This window comes from Sphingopyxis sp. 10G20-10, from assembly GCF_057365075.1.
Window position 1 is genome coordinate 2,238,944 of record NZ_CP195117.1, and the last position, 15,192, is coordinate 2,254,135.

At 60.3% G+C, this 15,192-nt stretch carries 13 protein-coding genes; 8 read left to right on the forward strand and 5 right to left on the reverse strand.

The genetic code is table 11. From position 1 onward, the window contains the following. Positions 1 to 378: 378 nt before the first annotated feature. From ACR3XE_RS10905 to ACR3XE_RS10915, 3 genes are read left to right on the forward strand one after another with little or no spacing between them, the layout of a single operon-like run. Positions 379 to 1,521, forward strand: a complete 1,143-nt coding sequence (locus ACR3XE_RS10905; RefSeq protein ID WP_486186024.1) for an efflux RND transporter periplasmic adaptor subunit — start codon at positions 379 to 381, stop codon at positions 1,519 to 1,521. A 6-nt stretch (positions 1,522 to 1,527) separates the two neighbouring features. Further along, positions 1,528 to 4,719: an efflux RND transporter permease subunit gene (locus ACR3XE_RS10910; RefSeq protein ID WP_473700155.1), complete on the forward strand. Its 3,192-nt coding sequence runs from the start codon at positions 1,528 to 1,530 to the stop codon at positions 4,717 to 4,719. Beyond that, complete coding sequence (locus tag ACR3XE_RS10915; RefSeq protein WP_486185730.1) at positions 4,716 to 6,122, forward strand: efflux transporter outer membrane subunit; 1,407 nt, start codon at positions 4,716 to 4,718, stop codon at positions 6,120 to 6,122. Before ACR3XE_RS10910 ends, ACR3XE_RS10915 begins: the two co-directional genes overlap by 4 nt. Before the next feature lie 125 nt (positions 6,123 to 6,247). Here ACR3XE_RS10915 and cueR read toward each other — a convergent pair whose 3' ends face one another. The 4 genes from cueR to ACR3XE_RS10935 all read right to left on the reverse strand — a co-directional run bounded on the left by cueR (position 6,248) and on the right by ACR3XE_RS10935 (position 10,341). After that, on the reverse strand, positions 6,248 to 6,640 hold the full coding sequence (gene cueR / locus ACR3XE_RS10920; protein ID WP_473700153.1) for a Cu(I)-responsive transcriptional regulator: 393 nt from the start codon (positions 6,638 to 6,640) through the stop codon (positions 6,248 to 6,250). Further along, positions 6,637 to 8,985: a heavy metal translocating P-type ATPase gene (locus ACR3XE_RS10925; RefSeq protein WP_486185731.1), complete on the reverse strand. Its 2,349-nt coding sequence runs from the start codon at positions 8,983 to 8,985 to the stop codon at positions 6,637 to 6,639. Before ACR3XE_RS10925 ends, cueR begins: the two co-directional genes overlap by 4 nt. Positions 8,986 to 9,109: 124 nt before the next feature. Next, on the reverse strand, positions 9,110 to 9,853 hold the full coding sequence (locus ACR3XE_RS10930; protein ID WP_473700152.1) for a DUF2231 domain-containing protein: 744 nt from the start codon (positions 9,851 to 9,853) through the stop codon (positions 9,110 to 9,112). A gap of 107 nt (positions 9,854 to 9,960) precedes the next feature. After that, positions 9,961 to 10,341: a copper resistance protein CopC gene (locus ACR3XE_RS10935; RefSeq protein ID WP_473700151.1), complete on the reverse strand. Its 381-nt coding sequence runs from the start codon at positions 10,339 to 10,341 to the stop codon at positions 9,961 to 9,963. A gap of 140 nt (positions 10,342 to 10,481) precedes the next feature. On the opposite strand from ACR3XE_RS10935, the gene ACR3XE_RS10940 reads away from it, so the two are divergent. Genes ACR3XE_RS10940 through ACR3XE_RS10960 form a run of 5 tightly spaced genes read left to right on the forward strand, consistent with a single transcriptional unit; the run spans position 10,482 to position 14,546 of the window. Then, on the forward strand, positions 10,482 to 10,760 hold the full coding sequence (locus ACR3XE_RS10940) for a hypothetical protein (protein WP_473700150.1): 279 nt from the start codon (positions 10,482 to 10,484) through the stop codon (positions 10,758 to 10,760). Further along, a complete protein-coding gene (locus ACR3XE_RS10945; protein ID WP_473700149.1) occupies positions 10,757 to 11,197 on the forward strand; it encodes a Spy/CpxP family protein refolding chaperone in 441 nt (146 codons plus the stop codon). Before ACR3XE_RS10940 ends, ACR3XE_RS10945 begins: the two co-directional genes overlap by 4 nt. Next, positions 11,194 to 11,763: an RNA polymerase sigma factor gene (locus ACR3XE_RS10950; protein ID WP_473700148.1), complete on the forward strand. Its 570-nt coding sequence runs from the start codon at positions 11,194 to 11,196 to the stop codon at positions 11,761 to 11,763. Before ACR3XE_RS10945 ends, ACR3XE_RS10950 begins: the two co-directional genes overlap by 4 nt. Before the next feature lie 30 nt (positions 11,764 to 11,793). Further along, positions 11,794 to 13,563 carry a copper resistance system multicopper oxidase gene (locus ACR3XE_RS10955; RefSeq protein ID WP_486185732.1) on the forward strand — a complete coding sequence of 590 codons (1,770 nt, stop codon included), beginning with the start codon at positions 11,794 to 11,796 and terminating at the stop codon, positions 13,561 to 13,563. Further along, positions 13,560 to 14,546 (forward strand): copper resistance protein B, encoded by a 987-nt coding sequence (locus ACR3XE_RS10960; protein WP_473700146.1) that lies wholly within the window; start codon positions 13,560 to 13,562, stop codon positions 14,544 to 14,546. The genes ACR3XE_RS10955 and ACR3XE_RS10960 overlap by 4 nt, the downstream gene beginning before the upstream one ends. Before the next feature lie 17 nt (positions 14,547 to 14,563). On the opposite strand, the gene ACR3XE_RS10965 is transcribed toward ACR3XE_RS10960, so the two are convergent. Beyond that, the gene (locus tag ACR3XE_RS10965) at positions 14,564 to 15,082 is read right to left on the reverse strand and encodes a DUF305 domain-containing protein (protein WP_473700145.1); all 519 of its coding nucleotides are present in this window, start codon (positions 15,080 to 15,082) and stop codon (positions 14,564 to 14,566) included. Between the last annotated feature and the right edge of the window lie 110 nt (positions 15,083 to 15,192).

Below are 15,192 nucleotides of genomic sequence, written 5' to 3' on the forward strand. Positions count from 1 at the left end.
TAGAACTGGATGTCGCCGGTCACGGGGATATCGCGGCTTTTAACTGCCGCGCACTACGCTAGGTTCACACAATGAATCTGACAATTACAATTGAACAACAAAGCCATGCGACAGAAAAGATGCACAAGTCAGCTTGGTCAGTGAGGAAATCGGTTCGCAATGGCTGCTGTCGCTGCGTCTCAAAATGGCCTTAATGCTTCTGTTTTCTCACTCAAAAATTGTCGCAGTTTGTCGCAAAGACGTCATTGGGCTTGCATGTGACGGTTCTATCGGCTGAATGGCGCCAATTCCGCTGCTCCCGGCGGTCCGAACCGAGACAGATTGACAATGCAGAACAAGAGGATGTTGTGGTTGGCCGGAGCCTTATGCGCTTTGGCAATGTCGCTGAGTGCGTGCGCAAATCAAGATGATAAAAACGCGCGCGGACGCGGCGCACCGGAGGTCGGCTTTGTTGTCGTCAATAAGGAGTCCGTGCCGGTAACTACCGAACTGGGAGGGCGAACCGTCGCTTTTAAAACCAGTGAGGTGCGGCCGCAGGTGAACGGTCTGATTCGCCGTCGGCTGTTCACAGAGGGCGGTTTTGTCCGCGCCGGTCAGCCCTTGTACCAGATCGATCCGAGTCTTTACCGCGCGGCCGTTGATCAGGCCTCGGCGAACCTCGCGAGCGCCCGCGCCAGCGCCCAGGCGGCGGAGGAAAGGGCGCTGCGCTTTGAACCGCTGGCCAAGATGCAGGCCATAGCCGAACAGGATTATACCGACGCCCTGGCGCAAGCGCGCGTCGCCCGTGCGACCGTCGCGCAAAACAAGGCGGCGCTTGAAACCGCACGCATCAACCTGCGCTACACGACGATGACCGCGCCGATCAGCGGGCGCATCGGTCGCTCGCTGGTGACGCCTGGCGCCCTCGTCAGCGCGAGCCAGTCGGCGCCGCTGGCGCTGATTCAGCAAACCGACCCGATGTATGTCGACATGCAGCAATCAAGCGCCGCACTCACCACGTTGCGCCAGTCGATTGAGAGTGGCGGTGTCGGCGCGGGCAGCACATCGGTGCGTCTGCAGCTGGAGGACGGCAGCACCTATGGGTTGACCGGCACCGTCCAATTTTCAGAAACGACCGTCAACGAAGCGACCGGGACGGTGACATTGCGCGCGCGCTTCCCCAATCCCAAACGCCTGCTGCTGCCCGGCATGTTCGTAACCGCCGTGTTTGACCAGGCGGTGAACCCGGCAGCGATATTGGTCCCGCAAGCGGCGGTTCAGCGCGATTTCGACGGCTCGGCCTTTGTCTATCTGGCCGGCAAGGATGATAAAGCTGTCCGGCGCAAGATTACCGCTGACCGGACAATCGGGACCAATTGGGTCATCACAGCCGGACTGAAAGCGGGCGAACGCGTCATCACCCAAGGCGTTGGCAATTTAAAACAAGGTGCGGCGATCCGCGCCGTACCTGCGAACAGCGAACAGCGGGTGGGGGCACCAACGGGCGGACCATCCGGCAAGGCTGCGGCGAAGGGCCAATAGACCTCGATGTCACGTCTCTTCATCAACCGACCAATCTTTGCCTGGGTGCTGGCGATCATCGTCATGTTGGGCGGCCTGGGAGCGATCTTTTCGCTGCCGATCGAGCAATATCCCGACATCGCTCCGACCCAGGTCAATATCCGCGTCAACTATCCTGGCGCTTCGGCCGAAACGATCGAGAACAGCGTCACCCAGGTGCTCGAGCAACAGCTGACCGGGATTGAGGGTCTGCTCTATTTCAGCTCGCAGTCCAGCTCGCGCGGCCAGGCGAGTATCACCGCCATCTTCGCTAAGGGGACTGATCCGGACATCGCGCAGGTTCAGGTCCAGAACAAGATCCAGTCCGCCATCTCACGCTTGCCGCAGCAGGTGCAGAGCCAGGGCATACGCGTCACCAAGTCAAATTCGGACACATTGCTGCTTGTGGGCGTCTATGACACGACTGACACGCGATCGAACCAAGACATATCCGACTTTCTGGCGTCCAACATTCAGGACCCGCTGTCGCGGGTTGCGGGAGTCGGCGACGTCCGTGTCTTTGGGTCACCCCATGCCATGCGTATCTGGCTCAATCCGCAACGGCTTGCCGCTGTATCGCTGATGCCCGGAGATGTGATCTCGGCGATTACTGCCCAAAACAGCGAAATCGCGGCGGGTGATGTTGGTGGGCTGCCCGCGCCGAAAGACCAGATGCTCAACGCCACCATTACGGCACAGTCGCGGCTGCAAACTGTGGACCAGTTCGAGAATATAGTTCTCAAGACCCTGCCCGACGGATCGTCAGTGCGGATCAAGGATGTTGCACGGGTTGAAATCGGTGCCGAAAATTACACCGCGATCGTTCGCGTCAATGGCCATCCAGGGTCAGGCATGGCGATTTCGCTGTCCCCCGGTGCCGACGCGCTGAAAACCGCCGAGCTTGTTAAACAGCGTATGGGGGAGCTATCCGCCGACTTCCCTGACGGGCTGGCCTTTGCCTATGCCAATGACTCCAGCGCCTTTATCAAATTGTCGGTCAGTGAGGTGCAGAAATCACTGCTTGAGGCGATTGTCCTGGTCGTCCTTGTCATGTTCGTTTTTCTGCAAAGCTGGCGCGCGGTGATCATACCCGCAATCGCGGTGCCGGTTGTCCTGCTTGGCACCTTTGCGATCTTTTACATCGCTGGCTTCACCATCAACACGCTGACTCTATTCGGTTTAACGCTCGCCATCGGTTTGCTCGTCGACGACGCCATTGTGGTGGTGGAAAATGTCGAGCGATTGATGGAAGAAAATCCGGGCATGACGGCGCGCGAGGCGACGATTCAGTCGATGAAGGAATTGCAGGTCGCGTTGATCGCTATCGCGCTGGTTCTGTCGGCGGTGTTCCTGCCGATGGCCTTTTTTGGCGGTTCGACCGGCGTCATTTATCGCCAATTCTCTGTCACCATGATTTCGGCGATGATGCTGTCGGTGCTGGTCGCGCTGATCCTCAGCCCGGCGCTGACCTCGACTCTGCTTAAGCCCAAGACGAAGGAAGATGGCGAGCGAAACCATCGGTTTCCGCGTTTCTATGCCGTGATGATGCGGGCGCGGGATGGTTTCAACACGCGCTTCGACGCTGTCATCCAGCACTATGTCGGCACGGTGACAAAAGTAGTCGACCGTAAATGGCTCTTTCTTGGCATCTACGCCGTCATCTTCGCTGGGCTCGCTGTCCTGTTTCTGCGTTTGCCGGGAGGGTTTCTGCCGCGCGAGGACCAAGGCCTCGTTGCCGTCCAGTTCCGCCTTCCGGCGGGCGCAACCCAGGCGCGCACGCTGGAAGTGCGCGACAAAATCGAGAAATATCTGCTGACCCAGGAAAAGGCGAATGTGCAAACATTGTTCATAATAGCTGGCGGCGGCGGTGGCGGTGCGTCAGGCCAGAATACAGGCCAAGGCTATATCAACCTTGTCCATTGGGACAAACGACCGGGACCGGAAAATACCGCCGATGCCATCGCCGCGCGCTTGCGCAAGGCCCTCTCTGGGTTGCGCGATGCCCAAATATTCGCGCTTGTCCCGGGTGCTGTACGCGGACTGGGTGATAGTTCGGGCTTTACCATGGAATTGCAAAACCGTTCGGGCATGAGCCGCGAGGATTTTGTCGCCGCCCGCGACCGGCTGCTCGCCATGGCCAATGCCAACCCCAAGCTCACGTCAGTGCGCCTTAGCGACTTGCCCGATGTCGCAACGCTGAAAATCGACATCGATACCCAGCGACTGGCCGCCTATGGCATCAACAATAGCAACGTAAATTCGACCCTGGCGACCGCTTGGGGCGGTCGATATGTCAATGATTTCATCGACAAGGGCCGCGTCAAACGCGTCTATGTTCAGGGCGATGCGCCCTATCGATCCAAACCCGAAGATCTTGGCCAATGGTATGTCCGGTCGAGCAATGGCGAAATGTCGCCTTTTTCCGCTTTCGCCCGCACAAGCTGGGCAACGACACCGAGCAGCACCTCGCGCTTTGAGGGGGTGCCAGCCTTTGAAATCTCTGGCCAGCCCACCCCGGGCACCAGTTCGGGAGAGGCGATGGACGAAATGGAAGCGATGGCCGCCCAAATCCCGGGCACCAGCGTTGCATGGTCCGGCGCCTCCTATCAGGAGCGCCTGTCGTCGGGGCAAGCGCCATTGCTCTATGTAATCTCGTTGCTCGTCGTCTTCCTTTGTCTCGCGGCGCTTTATGAAAGCTGGTCCATCCCGCTCGCGGTGTTGCTGGTCATCCCGCTCGGTCTGGTCGGCGCGGTGTTTGCTGTGACACTGCGCGGACTAGAGAATGACGTTTATCTACAGATCGGTCTTTTGACGACGATGGGGCTCGCCGCAAAAAATGCGATCCTGATGATCGAGTTCGCCGAGCAAGAAGAGAGAAAGGGCAAGCGCGTGATTGATGCCGCGATTGCTGCGGCGCGCATCCGTTTGCGCCCGATCTTGATGACCAGCTTCGCTTTCATTTTTGGTGTCCTTCCGCTCGCCGTCGCGACCGGCGCGGGCGCGAATAGCCGGGTCGCGATCGGCACCTCGGTGATCGGCGGGATGCTGACCGCTGCTTTCCTCGCCATCTTCTTCATCCCGCTCTTTTTCGTGCTTGTACGCCGCGGGGTACGCGATGGGATCGCGGCGCTGCGTCAACGATTTGGCAAGCATGGTGACGGGCAGGAGGACGCGACATGAAACGCAATGTTCTGGCCCTGATCGGTGCGCCCTTGTTGCTGGCAGGCTGCTCGCTAGCGCCCAAGACGGTGCTGCCTGCGCCCCCGGTTCCGCAAAGCTGGCCGGTTGGAGACGCCTATCTGCTGCAAAGCGAGGCAGCTCTTTCGATACTCTCTTACCGCCAGATTTTTACCGATACGCGGTTGCAATCCCTTGTCGAGCAGGCGCTAGCGAACAACCGCGACTTGCGTGTCGCCTATGCCAATGTCGCCGCCGCGCGCGCGCAGGCAGGTGTCAGCCGCGCGGGACAATTTCCCGGGTTCGGCATCAGCGCCAGCGCGGGCTATTCTGACAATAGAGGAACCGGCACTGGCAGCGGCAGCAGCGATTTCCAGCTGCGCGGCGACATCACTGCCTTTGAACTCGACCTGTTCGGGAGGCTTGCCAATGCGGCGGCTTCGGACCGCAACATCGCGCTCTCGACCGAATTTGCCGCACGCACCGTGCGGCTCGCGCTGATCTCCGATCTCGCCAACGCCTGGGCCGCCTATGGCGCCGACCAAGATTTGCTGACGATCGCACGGGATACTGCGACAAATGCGCGTGAGAATGTCCGGCTGACGCGCGCGCGGCTTGATGGCGGCGTCGCGCCGCGCACCGACCTTCGTCAGGCCGAGCAAATTTTGGCGACCGCTGAGGATAGCATCGCGCAGCAAACGAGTGCGCTCGCCCTCGACGAAAACCTCATTCGGCTGCTCGTTGGCGGCGATCTCGACCGGGCGCAGTTGCCCGCCAGCCTGGCGGACGTGACGGCGGCTGTTGCAACACCGCCTGCCGGAGTTAGCTCCGATATCTTGCTGCGTCGCCCCGATGTCATCGATGCCGAATATCGACTGCGCGCCGCCAATGCCGATATTGGCGTCGCGCGCGCTCGACTGTTCCCGACCATTTCCCTCACGGGGCTGGCTGGCTTTGCCAGCGATGCGTTGTCCGGCCTGTTCGACGGTGGTTCGTTCAACTGGTCGGCAAGCGGCGATGCCAGTGCCAGCATCTTCGATTTCGGCGGTCGTCGTGCCGGCGTTGCGGTGACCGAAGCACAGCGCGATGCCGCACTCGCCCGCTATGAAGGGGCCATCCAGACGGCATTTCGCGAAGTAGCCGACGCGCTGGCGGTGCAAGGCACGGTCGCCGAACGAAGCCGCGCCGCCGCGGCAAACAGCAAAGCGGCAGCCGATACCGCGATGCTCAGCGACGCGCGCTATCGCGGCGGAGTTGACAGCTTCCTTTCCAGCCTCGACGCGCAGCGCAGCCTCTTTACGGCGCGGCGAAGCGAAATCGCGACCCAATTGTTGCTCGTCCAGACACGCATCGCACTATTCCGCACGCTAGGCGGCGACAGTGCAGCGGGCGCAACCCAAAATTGACCCCGATTGGAACCATTGCTGGGCCAATCTGATGCGCGAGGCGAAATTGCGTGACCTGTGCCCGTCGCGGTCAGGCCCCTTTCGGATAACAAATACAAAGAAGCAGGCATCAGCGCGTGCTGTCCCTATGGCTTGGCCGCCAAACCGTCCAAGATCGGGCAGTCGGCGCGTGCGTCGCCATCGCAGCTTTCGACCAGATCCAGTAACGTCCGCCGCATCGCCTCCAGCGCCGCCACCTTGCGCGCCAGATCATCGACATGCTCGCGGGCGATGGCTTTGACCTCGCGGCTCGCTCGAGTGCTGTCGTCCCATAGATTGAGCAGCGCGCCGATTTCCTCGACCGAGAATCCCAAATCGCGGGCATTGGCGACAAAACGCAACCGACCGACGGCCTTCGCCGGATAGTCACGATAGCCATTGTCGCGGCGAAAAGGCTGCGGCATCAGCCCGATTTCCTCATAGTAACGAATCATCCGCTGCGACACGCCGGTCGTCTTGGAAACCTGTCCGATATTCATATCGACAGCTTTCGCAGCCGTAGCGCATTGCCGATTACGCTGACCGACGAAAAGGACATGGCGGCGGCGGCAATGATCGGCGACAATAACATACCGAAAACGGGGTATAGAACCCCGGCAGCGATCGGAATGCCTGCGACATTATAGGCAAAGGCAAAGAACAGATTCTGGCGGATATTGGTCATCGTGCGTCGGCTCAGATTATGCGCCCGGACAATGCCGGTCAGATCACCCTTCAACAAAGTGATGCCCGCGCTCTCGATGGCAACATCGGTGCCCGACCCCATCGCAATCCCGACATCGGCCGCCGCCAGCGCCGGGGCGTCATTCACCCCGTCACCCGCCATTGCGACAACCCGTCCTTGCGAGCGCAGGCGATTGACGATCTCGCTCTTCTGATCGGGCAGAACATCAGCCTCAATCTCGCTGATCCCCAACTGTTTGCCAATCGCTTCGGCGGTGACGCGATTGTCGCCGGTAATCATGATGACCCTTATACCGGCGTCGGCAAGGCCTTTCAGCGCCTCTTTGGTCGTCGTCTTGACGGGATCGGCAATGCCAATGGCGCCTGCCACCTTTCCATCGACAGCCAGCAAGATAGCGGTGGCCCCTTCGCCCCGCATCTTGTCGGCGCGTTCGGACAAGGCGGCGGTCGCAATGTCCATGTCTTCCAGAAAGCGCTTGTTGCCTGCCACTAGACGGCGGTCATTGACCGTGCCTGTGATGCCTTTCCCGACCGGCTGGTCAACATCCTCGGGCTCGCTGAGCGTCAAGTCTTTCGCCTGGGCGGCGGCGACAACGGCATGGGCCAGCGGGTGATCGCTGGTACGTTCCAGACTGGCCGCCAGTTGCAGCAGATCGTCCGTGTCGAACCCGTCGACCGTCTCAACCGCAACAACCGATGGCTTGCCTTCGGTCAGCGTGCCGGTCTTGTCGACGACCAGCGTGTCGACCTTTTCCATCCGTTCCAGCGCTTCGGCATTTTTAATCAGGATTCCGGCCTGCGCGCCGCGACCGACACCGACCATGATCGACACCGGCGTCGCCAACCCCAACGCACAGGGGCACGCGATGATCAGCACCGAAACCGCCGCAATCAGGCCATAACCCATTGCCGGACTGGGGCCGAAGAACGACCAAGCGACAAAGGCGAAAACCGCAACCAATATGACCGTCGGCACGAACCAGGATGCCACAACATCGGCGAGACGCTGAATTGGTGCGCGGCTGCGCTGGGCGTCGGCGACCATTTGCACGATACGGGCGAGCATGGTGTCGCGGCCGATTTTTTCGGCCTCCATCACCAACGCGCCGGTTTGGTTGATCGTGCCGCCGATCAGCGCCGCACCCTTTTCCTTGGTTACAGGCATCGATTCGCCGGTGACCATCGATTCATCGACCGTCCCGCGTCCCTCCACAACCTGACCATCGACCGGCACTTTCTCGCCCGGACGAACACGCAGGCGATCGCCCAACGCGACCTCTTCCAGCGCCACCTCCTCGTCGCTGCCGTCGGCCAGAACGCGGCGCGCCATTTTGGGCGACAGGTCGAGCAGCGCGCGCAGCGATCCACTCGTCGTTTCGCGCGCCCGCAATTCGAGCAATTGGCCCACAAGCACCAGCACGATAATCACCGATGCCGCCTCAAAATAGGCGGGCACTGCGCCATGCACGGTACGAAAGGCGTCAGGGAAAATCTCAGGGGCGAGCGTCGCAACGACACTATAAATCCACGCCACGCCGGTCCCGATGGCAATCAGCGTGAACATGTTGAGATTGCGGCTCTTGATCGAGGCCCAGCCCCGCTCGAAAAAGGGCCAGCCCGACCACAGCACAACCGGCGTCGCGAGCAGCATTTGCGCCCAGTTCGACGTCTGTTGCCCGATAAGCTGTGTCAGCCCGAAAATATGCCCGCCCATTTCGAGCACGACCACCGGCAAGGCGAGCACAAGCCCGACAAGGAAGCGCCGCTTCATATCGGCAAATTCGGGGCTGGGACCATCGTCCAGTGACGGCGTCATGGGTTCAAGCGCCATGCCGCAGATCGGGCAACTTCCCGGCCCCTCCTGCTGAATTTCGGGGTGCATGGGGCAAGTCCAGATCGCGCCCTCTGGCACCGGCTCCGCATCATGCGGCGCATCGCTCAGATAGCGGTCGGGATTGTTTTTGAACTTGGTCTGGCAGCCTGCGCTGCAAAAGAAGAAGTCTTTTCCGTCATGCGCGGCCTTATGGTCCGTCGTCGCCGGATCAACACTCATTCCGCAAACGGGATCGACCACCTTACTGCCGGATTCCTCGGCCTTATGTTGGCAGTGGTTGTGGTCATGATGCTGCGACTCGGTCATAACATTCTCCTGTGTCGCACGGCTTATGAAGCCTTACATCATGTTAGGGTCAAGCGTGAAATGTCATCGCACGAAAGGGGCGCATAATGCGCTCCTGCTCCAACCAACCAACACGTGCCGGGCGTCAAAAGTTCATATGATGCAGCCCGCCGTGCATGAAAGTGCCGCCCAGAAATCCTTGCACCATGATCGCCAGTGACAGCAGCCCCAGCATGATCGCGAAGCGCCGTTCACGGCTTCTGTCGGGATGATAACGCCGTATCCCGACCCAGGCCAAAAGGACCGCGACAATGGCGATTGTCGTTCCAAGGTAACGGTGAATGGTCAGGATGACATTGCGGTCAGTCAGATAAAATCCACCGGCGAACCAGCCAAGCATTGCGGCAACGACCGCGCCAGCAGCCCCCAGACCCAGCATGATCCGTGCGGCGGATCGCCAATGCGGGCGTCCGGCGAGGCCAAACACCTCGACCGCAAACGCGCTGATGATCAGGGCGATGGGAAAATGAACGATCAGGACATGAAATTTACCCAGCCAGATAAACAGCCGCTGGCCGAAAGTTTTGTCGCTATTGTCGGCGTCATGGTCGTGATCCATGTCGCCATGGCCCATATCCGCCATCGCATCGGAGGTGGGCATTTCGGGCATCGACCCATCGGCCATCATTGGCATCGTGCCGTCTTTGGCAAGTTCCTGCATCGCCGGATCATTCGCCATCACAGCATCCTCATCATGGTGGCTCTCAGCCGCCATGCCCGGACCTGCGCCCATTTCACGCGGGTCATCATGCGCAAGCGCGCCCCCGCCAAGCGAACCCAGCAAAAGCACAACGCCAAAAGCCATTGCGCGAAATTTCGAGCTTATCATTGTGGAAACTCCCTCCCCTTACGCCCCCAAAGCAAATGCAGATCCATATTGGTCTCCGGATGCAAGCAGGGGAAACTGCATCCGGAGTAGCGGCTGTCGCACCGCAACTATTTGACCTGAAAAGCAAACTTACCGGTCTTGACCTCTTTGTCGTCCCCGGTGGCCAACCAGCGCAATTCATATCCGCCAGCGGCCAGCGCCTTTTTGGGCATGACTTTTACGGACTTGCCGTCCTTGCCCATCATCACGGCAATCGGCATTTTCATCGCGGCATGATGGGCCATGCCGGGCATAGATGTCATCACAAGTTCGATCCGTGTGTTTGCTGCCAGCAATTCCTCATTGAACATCAGATCAATTTGCTTGGCATTTTTAACCGTCGCGTCGGCCGCAGGGGTCGAGGCCACAAGTCGGGGATGCGCCGATGCCAGCGATGGCGTCAGGATCATCGCCGCAGCGGCCAGGGGAAGAATGGCAATATGTCGCATGAATGTCTCCGGATCATAGGGGTTTCAATGGGCATTACGCAGAGTGTGCGCTCACCCCTCAAAAGGCGGGCGCCATATTTTTGTTGAGGGCTTTGCCCGTCCAACGCGTATATTGGCTGACACCAAAGGAGTATCGCGCCGTGACCGACCTCGACAATTTGCTGACAAAAATGGGAAGCGCGCCAGTTCCGGCCGAATTAACCGCAATCGATGACGCCGTGTTTGAGGGGCTTGCAAAGCGTCAGCGCGAGACGGCCTTGGCCCCGCGCCTCATGGGCATTGCCGCAACGCTGGCGCTCGGCGTCGGCATCATCGGCGGCAGCCTGTCCGGCCCCGCACCCGCATTTGCTCAGGAAATGTCTCCCTTCACCTCGTCGAGCGCGCTCGCCCCCTCCACCTTGCTGGACATCCGCCCATGAGCAGGCCGGTCTGGTTGCTCGTGCTGGCGCTCGTCGCCTTTGGCGCAGCGCTTGGCGGTGTGCTTGCCGGACGTCATCTGGTTGAACCCGCCCGCCCCAGCGAAAGCGAAATTCACGCGGTCCTGCACAAACAGTTGAACCTCAGCACTGCGCAGCAGGCCAAAATCGATGTCATCGAAAGGCAACTTGCGGTCCGGCGTAAGGCGCTGGATCTGGAAATGCGCGCGGCCAACGCCCGCCTCGCCGAAGCGATTGAGGCCGAACATGGCTATGGCCCGAAAGTAACCGCCGCGATCGACCACACCCACGCGGTCATGGGCGACATGCAAAAGGAAACGCTGGAGCATCTGTTTGCGATGCGAACCGTCCTGACCCCCAAACAGGCGGCGATGTTCGACCGGACCGTGGTCAAGGCGCTGACCGCCGAGCCGCAGTGATTGCGGGACTAGAGGATAGCAGCGACGGAGAACTGGCGGCGCTGGCACTCGCGGGGCGACAACAGGCCTATCGCGACCTGATGGCGCGCCACCGCGATCCGATATTCCGGTTGGTGCGCGCCTCCATTGGCGACCCGACCGAGGCGCTCGATGTGACGCAAGAGGTGTTTATCTCCGCCTTTGCGGCGCTGGGCCGCTATGATCCCGAACGCCCCTTTATCGCGTGGTTGCGCCGCATCGCGCTCAACAAATGTCGCGACAGGGCGCGGCGGCGCGCGGTCCGGTCCTTCTTCACCCGCGCCGCTCCGCTCGACGACGGCGTTTCTGTCGCCGACCCCGCGGCCTTGCCCGACACCCAAACCGCCGACCGCGCTGATCTGGCGCGCGTGTCGAACGCGATCACCCACCTGCCGACGCGGCTGCGCGAAACCCTGCTCCTCCGCACGGTAAGCGGTCTTGGACAAAGCGAGACGGCAGAGATATTGGGTGTTAGCGAGAAAACGGTCGAAACAAGGCTGTATCGCGCGCGATCCAAACTCAAACAGTTATTGGCCCCATCAATTTGAGGGGCTGGTCATTGGGCTGCGTAACAGACGATGAAGCCCCTCCTCTGTTGCGAGAATGACCTTGATGCCCCTCCCCCCCTCGACCGCCGCACCTTGCTCCGATCGGCCGGACTCACTGGCGGCGGCATCGCCCTGGCCGCCGCGCTACCCGCTTGGGCAAAGAGCGGCTCAACCGGACTCGCCGGCCCCATGGCTACCGTCTCGGGCGAGGATATTGCCCTGTCGATTGGCCACACCATGCTCGGCGTCGATGGCCGGCAAGGCCATGCCATCGGCATCAACGGCACCATCCCCGGCCCGCTCATTCGTTTGCGAGAAGGCCAGAATGTCCGGCTCGCCGTCACCAACACGCTGGATGAGGACAGTTCCATCCATTGGCACGGGCTGTTGCTGCCGTTTCAGATGGACGGCGTTCCCGGGATCAGCTTTCCAGGAATCAAGCCCGGCGAGACATTTCACTATGAATTTCCGGTGCGCCAGTCGGGCACCTATTGGTACCATAGCCATTCGGGTATGCAGGAAGCGGTCGGCGTCTATGGCGCGATTGTCATTGACCCCGCCGGTCCCGATCCGGTCGCCTATGACCGTGAACATGTCATCGTCCTGTCTGACTGGAGCTTTTTGCACCCGCACACGCTGCTCAAAAAACTGAAGGCCGAAGGCGGTTATTTCAATAGGCAGAAACAGACGCTGGCCGGCCTGATGGCGGGCAAGGACCAATCGGCCGCCGAACGCCGCAAATGGGCCAAAATGCTAATGGACCCCACCGACATTTCGGACGTCACCGGCGCGACCTATCATTATCTGATCAATGGTCAGGACAGTCTGGCCAACTGGACCGCGTTGTTCGCGCCCGGAGAGCGGGTGCGGCTGCGCATCATCAACGCCTCGGCCATGACCAATTTCAATGTCCGGTTGCCCGACCTGCCGATGACCGTGGTTCAGGCCGATGGCCAGAATGTTCAGCCGGTCGACACCGATGAATTCCAGATCGGCATCGCCGAAACCTATGATGTCATTGTCGAGCCCAAGGACGACCGCGCCTATGGCTTTATCGCCGAAGCCATCGACCGGTCGGGTCAGGTGCGCGCAACGCTGGCCCCGCGCATGGGCATGGTGGCCGCGATCCCGGCGCTGCGCGAACGCCCCCTCCTCACCATGAAAGACATGGGGATGGGGGCGATGGACCATGCGGCCATGGGCCACGACATGTCTGGCGGAGGCGCCGCGATGGACCATGGCGCCATGAAAATGCGCGACCCCAGCGTGGCTCCGCAAATCCCGCTAGGCCCCGGCGTCGCCACCCTGTCACCGATGCCGATGGACCGGACGGGTGAACGTCCGACGGGACTAGATACCGTCGACCACCGCGTCCTCACCTATCACGACCTAAAATCGCTCGACCCCAACCCCGATCCGCGCACGCCGTCGCGCGAGCTCGACATCCATCTGACCGCCAATATGGAACGCTATATGTGGTCCTTTGACGGGGTGAAATTCAGCGACCACGCCGATCCCATCCCCTTCCGCTTTATGGAGCGCGTGCGCGTCAACCTGATCAACGACACGATGATGCCGCATCCGATCCATCTGCACGGCCATTTCTTTGAAGTGGTAACGGGCAATCCCGGCCATCATCCGATGAAACATACCGTCAATGTGCTGCCCGGCAGCAAGGTGACGTTCGACCTCACCGCCGATGGCCCCGGAGACTGGGCTTTCCATTGTCACATGCTGCTGCACATGCACTCGGGAATGTTTCGCGTTGTCACGGTCCGCAAAGAAGGAGCCGAGGCATGAACAAGTTGCTCGCGCCCGCCGCCATGGCCCTTTTCGCCCTGCCCGCCCCGCTGTTGGCACAAACGACGATGCCGGGCATGAATATGCCGGACAAGCCCGCACCCGACGACGAAGACAAGGCCGACCCCCATGCCGGCCATGACATGACGCCAACCGTCGAAGCGCCTGCGCCAGTCGATCATAGCGGACATGATATGTCGGCCATGTCCGATATGGCGGACATGCCCACAACGGACAGCGAAATCGGAAATGCGCCCGCTCCGGCCCCGCCAACCGATCACGCTGCCGATGCGGTGTTTGATCCCGCCACAATGGCCGAGGCACGCAAGGCGCTGGGCAAGGAAAATGGAGCCATCCAAAGCAGCATGATTTTGATCGACCTTGCCGAATATCAAGCCCGCAAAGGGCGTGACGGCTATCGTTGGGAAGGCGAGGCCTGGTTCGGCGGCGACATCAACCGGCTGCAAATCAAAGGCGAAGGCGAAGGCGTTTTTGGCGAGACAATAGAGGATGTCGAACTACAGGCGCTCTATTCGCGCGCCATTTCGCCCTTCTGGAACGCCCATGTCGGCGTCCGCCATGACATCGCGCCCAACCCGTCGCGGACCTATGCCGTCGTCGGAGTAGAGGGCGTCGCCCCTTATTGGTTCCACCTGACCAGCCAGTTGTTCCTGTCCGACAAGGGCGATGTCCGCGCTCGGATCGAGGGTAGCTATGACGAACGCATCACCCAGAAACTGATCTTCCAGCCGCGCGCCGAATTTAATCTGGCCGCACAGAATATGCCGTCAATTGGAGTCGGTTCAGGCCTGTCCGCGTTCGAGATCGGCGCACGCCTGCGCTACGAATTTCAAAAGGAATTCGCGCCCTATATCGGCGTCGAATGGTCCAAAAAGTCGGGAGACACGGCGCGTTATGCGCGGCTGATCGGCGAAGACCCCGATGTTATCAATTTCGTCGCCGGAATCCGTTTCTGGTTCTGAAGCGGCGCGCCTGCGTCTCACTTTTCCCGATAGTCGGGAAGTAGCGGCGCAGCGTCAGGCGTCGGATGCTGCTCAAGATCGGCAATCAACGCCTTCATCTCGCCAATTTCGCGCACCTGCGCCTCGATAATCCCGTCGGCCAGTTTGCGGACGCGCGGGTCGCGGATTTTGGCGCGTTCACTGGTCATAATCGCAATCGAATGGTGCGGAATCATCGCCTTCATATAGGATATATCGTCCACGGTTTCCTGACTGCGGACCAGCCATAACGAAACCGCAAAAACCAATATGCTGGCACCTATGATCACCAGATTTTTCCGGCGGTCCTTATACATAGACCACATGAAACCCAGCATGATGATCGCCATGGTCGCGCCCATATAAATCGCCATCCACGTCCGCGTCTGGCTGTAAAAAACATGGTCGAGCGCATAGCTGTTGAGATACATCAGGCCGAACATGACGATTGTCGAGGTCGCAATCATCGCAGTGAAGAGCGCGTAACTCGGTTCGCCCATCTTGGTGCCGAAATTCATTGTTTGAGCTCCCTTCGCAAAGTGCAACCGCTGCGGGTTGCATCTGGTGGCTATGCTCTAAACAATGCGGCAAACCGCGGTTCGGTTCCTGATTGTCGTTGGTTTTAGCT